The sequence below is a fragment of the Shewanella sp. POL2 genome (assembly GCF_000282755.1).
Taxonomy (GTDB): Bacteria; Pseudomonadota; Gammaproteobacteria; order Enterobacterales; family Shewanellaceae; genus Shewanella; species Shewanella xiamenensis.
This window is the reverse complement of the sequence record NZ_AKZL01000159.1, coordinates 1-4,104: the sequence shown is the minus strand read 5'-3', so window position 1 is coordinate 4,104 and position 4,104 is coordinate 1. Positions and strand designations below refer to the sequence as shown.

The 4,104-nt window shown below is 42.8% G+C and carries 4 protein-coding genes; 3 read left to right on the top strand and 1 reads right to left on the bottom strand.

The window, feature by feature from the left end; genetic code table 11:
• Positions 1 to 172 precede the first annotated feature (172 nt).
• Positions 173 to 1,366: an amino acid aminotransferase gene (locus tag SHEWPOL2_RS21615; RefSeq protein ID WP_037418524.1), complete on the top strand. Its 1,194-nt coding sequence runs from the start codon at positions 173 to 175 to the stop codon at positions 1,364 to 1,366.
• Positions 1,367 to 1,464: 98 nt separating this feature from the next.
• On the opposite strand, the gene SHEWPOL2_RS21610 is transcribed toward SHEWPOL2_RS21615, so the two are convergent.
• Positions 1,465 to 2,385, bottom strand: a complete 921-nt coding sequence (locus SHEWPOL2_RS21610) for a YvcK family protein (RefSeq protein WP_037418527.1) — start codon at positions 2,383 to 2,385, stop codon at positions 1,465 to 1,467.
• Positions 2,386 to 2,675: 290 nt separating this feature from the next.
• Between SHEWPOL2_RS21610 and SHEWPOL2_RS21605 the strand changes: the two genes are divergently transcribed.
• Together SHEWPOL2_RS21605 and SHEWPOL2_RS21600 are read left to right on the top strand one after the other, a co-directional pair.
• On the top strand, positions 2,676 to 3,488 hold the full coding sequence (locus SHEWPOL2_RS21605) for a glucosaminidase domain-containing protein (RefSeq protein WP_037431608.1): 813 nt from the start codon (positions 2,676 to 2,678) through the stop codon (positions 3,486 to 3,488).
• On the top strand, positions 3,481 to 4,104 hold the full coding sequence (locus tag SHEWPOL2_RS21600) for a DUF2987 domain-containing protein (protein WP_037431607.1): 624 nt from the start codon (positions 3,481 to 3,483) through the stop codon (positions 4,102 to 4,104). Before SHEWPOL2_RS21605 ends, SHEWPOL2_RS21600 begins: the two co-directional genes overlap by 8 nt.

Genomic DNA, 4,104 nt, shown 5'->3' with positions numbered 1-4,104 from the left:
ATTCAGCTTTCACATAAATGATCTCTCATTTAGTTGTTATTTATTTTAATCAATCCATAATAGCCAAACTATTTCCTTAAGAAGCGGTAATAGGCGCTATTCCCTCTCTTAAGACAGTGGTATAAATAAGCCGAATTTTCCCCCTACACGTGAACATTTAGGATAAGTAGTCATGATTTTCTCTCAGGTAGTACTCGCACCCGCCGATCCCATCCTTGGTTTAACCGATACATTTAAGGCCGATCCGCGCCAAGATAAAGTCAACCTTGGTGTTGGCATTTATAAGGATGAAGCAGGGCAGACTCCAGTATTACAATCAGTGAAGAAAGCTGAAGCCCTATTGCTTGAGCAAGAGAAAACTAAAAACTATTTAGGGATAGAAGGGGTTCAAACCTATAATCGCGTAGTACAAGAGCTGCTATTTGGTGAAGGTAGTGATCTCGTGACTTCTGGCCGAGCAGCAACGGCCCAAGCGCCTGGTGGTACAGGTGCACTGCGTATTGCTGCCGAGTTCTTATTGCGTAATACCCCATCGCGCACTGTGTGGGTAAGTAATCCAACTTGGGCAAACCATCAAAATATTTTTGAAACTGCGGGTTTGACGGTTAAAGAATACGGTTACTACAACGCCAGTGCCCACGATATTGATTTTGATGGCATGATGACAGATCTCGCCAATGCACAGGCGGGCGACATTATTCTACTGCACGGTTGCTGTCATAACCCAACGGGTATCGATTTAACGTTAACCCAATGGGAATTAGTCGCTAATCTTTGTGCGGACAAGCAATTAGTTCCATTATTCGACTTTGCATACCAAGGTTTTGGTGCTGGTATTGAAGAAGATGCTGCTGGTTTACGCTTAGTTGCGTCAAAAGTACCAGAACTATTGGTCGCAAATTCATTCTCTAAAAACTTTGGTTTATACAACGAGCGTATCGGCGCCGTGACTGTGGTTGCACAAAATGCCGATGAAGCGGTGCGTGCATTTAGCCAAGTGAAACGTACTATTCGTGCAAATTACTCAAATCCACCAGCCCATGGCGCGTTAATTGTGAGTACGATTCTGAGTGATGCATCATTGAAAGCCCTTTGGGTACAAGAGCTGACTGAAATGCGTGAACGTATTGCCGAGATGCGTACGCTATTTGTACAAAGCTTAAAAGATGAAGGTGTGACCCAGGACTTTAGCTTTATTTCCCGCCAAAACGGTATGTTTAGCTTCTCCGGCTTAAATAAAGCACAGGTTGCCCGTTTGAAAGACGAGTTCGGCATTTATATCGTCGGCTCGGGTCGCATTAGTGTGGCGGGTATGACCAAAACTAATATGCCTGTGATCTGTAAGGCGATTGCTCAAATCCTCTAACTTAAAAGAGGCTCACGAAAAAGGACAGCTTAGGCTGTCCTTTTACTTTTATGCGGTCGATAAACTTAAGTATTATGGTTTATCAGTATAGAGAACAATTACGAAGCCAATGTTTCTAAAGGTAATTCTGACTTTATCCGCAGTATGGCGTTAAGCGCATCACGCAGACTAGCCTGATCATGCAATTGCGGATTATGACGATTTTTTAAGGGAAAATAATTAACTAGGGTGCCTAAACGCACTTGTTCCGAATGTCGCAGCACTTTAGTGATCACGGGTTTACCAATTACTTGATGGCACCAGGCTATGCGCTGCTCAATACTAAACTGGCCTGCTGGCGAAGTTTCTTCATTCAGATTATCGATAAAGACTACGGGTGCCGTTGTCATAGCTAATGCTTTAGCAAAGCAGGGTAATAAGAGAGGTGGCATCACACTCGTAAGAAAACTGCCAGGTCCCAAGATAATCAGATCCGCGCGGCAAATGGCTTCACAGGCTTCGGCTGTCGCATCAACTTGTGGCTCAAGGCATAGTGCAATGGGAGCTTCATTCATCTTGTCGACATTCACTTCACCAAACACTTTTGAGCCGGACGCTCGTAATGCTACCAAATGGGTTGGTTGCTCCGACATCGGAATGATATTGGTCTCAATTTTAAGCATATGCCGAATAAGATTGACGGCTTCGAGGGGCCTAACGCACAACTTATCTAAGGCGAGCAACATCAAATTACCTAGATTATGACCACTGAGTTCAGTTTCGCCTTGAAAGCGATACTCAAATAATTGTGAGCCGACAGAAGGACGATGAGCAAGTTGGGACAAACAATTGCGCAAATCACCCCAAGCAATGCAGTCCTGCTCGGCTCTTAATCGACCTGTAGAACCACCATTATCCGTCGTAGCAACAATACCTGTGAGACGATTGCCTAGAAAATCGAGTGATGAAAGTACACGTCCAAGACCGTGGCCGCCACCGATAGCCACTACATGATTGAATTGGTTTAAGATTTGCTGCATGAGGCTTCCTTCCTGAATACCCGTAAAATCCTATCCTGTTATCAACTCGGATAAACTCAGTTTGTTACTGCCGAGGCTAACGGAACCTTAGTATAAAAGCTCAGTCAAAAGCATGCACTAAAAATTCTCACGCATTCTAATACTTAAGCGCCGGATCGCATTTTAGATATGTGTGAATGCAGGATTGGGAAGAATTGTTGTTTTTGCATCCAAATTTCGTGAATTTCAAGATATGACATATAATCTGGCGCTTATTTTGCCACTAGTAACTCAACATCGAAGGTGACTTATTGAAAACTGGTAGAATTGGTTCGTTTACACTCGCGTTAGCCCTAGTGATCTCGGCGATTTTTTCGTTGAGATTGTGGCTCATTCCTACGACGAATGAGCCTGAATCTATTGTTAACCAATTGGAAAACGCCGTTGAGCCTGTTACACAAGTTCCTGACTTTTCTGCCATCTGTGATGTAGCAGAAAAAAAACGTGCTTTTTTTAACTTTTTGAGGCCGATTGTTCAACAACAAAACGCCATTATTGCCACTGAACGTGAATTTATCATTGATATGTTGGCAGTAATAGATAATGGCAATACGTTGTCCGAATCACAGTTAGCGCAGCTCAATCAATTATTTGATAAATATCAATATGCTGCCCGCAGTGTCGATACTAAATCCCTTAACAGCCTACTCAAACGGGTTGATATTATTCCTGAATCGATGGTGCTGATCCAAGCGGCTAATGAATCTGGGTGGGGCAGTTCTCGTTTTGCTCGTGAAGGGTTTAATTTCTTTGGTGAATGGTGTTTTAGTAATGGCTGCGGCATTGTGCCTTCTTCGCGAGGCTCAGGTAAAATACACGAAGTAGAAATATTTCCATCGGTAGACGCTTCAGTTTCCTCCTATATGCGTAATTTAAACTCGAACACAGCATATGCCTTGTTTCGCTCAATTCGAGCCGATTTACGTGCTCAGGAGGCTGAATTGAGTGCCGACCAACTTATCTATGGATTAGTGAATTATTCTGAAAGGCAAGAAGCTTATATCGATGAACTACTCGATATGTTACGTCATAATGAAAAATATTTGGTGAAGGCGGATGTATAAAAAATGGTTGTTAGTGGGAGTCTGCTTGTGTGCATCAAATGTGCAGGCAGAAACAATTTCCCTTGAATATAAAGGGTTTTATGACAGATTAAAGCAGGTCAATAAGGGTAGTTATCAGTTAGTTGAAGTGGCCTTTAGTGTACCAATGCTGCCTAACTGCCATATTCAGAGTGGTACCATTTCGAGTGAATTAAATTCAACGCCACTCACTTATACATCTGCGCAACGTTTGTTTATTCCCTTTGATGATGCACTGAAAGACCAACGCGCATTAGTAAATCTAGAGTTTGAGGGTAAGGCTGAAGGCTGTGGAATTGCGATGCAAGTGCGATCGAAGCAAACACAAGTTCAATATGATCAAGAACGCTTACAGCAAATTGCTAATGAAATGGATGACTTACTTGGGGCTATGCAGGGCTTCCCGATGCGTTACTTTAAGGATCCTATTGCAGGATTAAATTTTGAATTTGCTCAAGATCAAACTGTTACTGTGACGCTTGATGGGCGTGAACAACAGGTGAATACCAGCTTTAAGCTGAGCGTTGAGCAGATCAATAGTTTGACAACATTGCAATTTAGCCATGTGCCGACCGTATTAAGTCCTTGGGTTAAGTAA

Excerpts from the sequence above, each read along its gene's own strand:
- SHEWPOL2_RS21615 (WP_037418524.1), top strand. The coding sequence starts at position 173 with ATGATTTTCTCTCAGGTAGTACTCGCACCCGCCGATCCCATCCTTGGT.
- SHEWPOL2_RS21610 (WP_037418527.1), bottom strand. The coding sequence starts at position 2,385 with ATGCAGCAAATCTTAAACCAATTCAATCATGTAGTGGCTATCGGTGGC.
- SHEWPOL2_RS21600 (WP_037431607.1), top strand. The coding sequence starts at position 3,481 with ATGTATAAAAAATGGTTGTTAGTGGGAGTCTGCTTGTGTGCATCAAAT.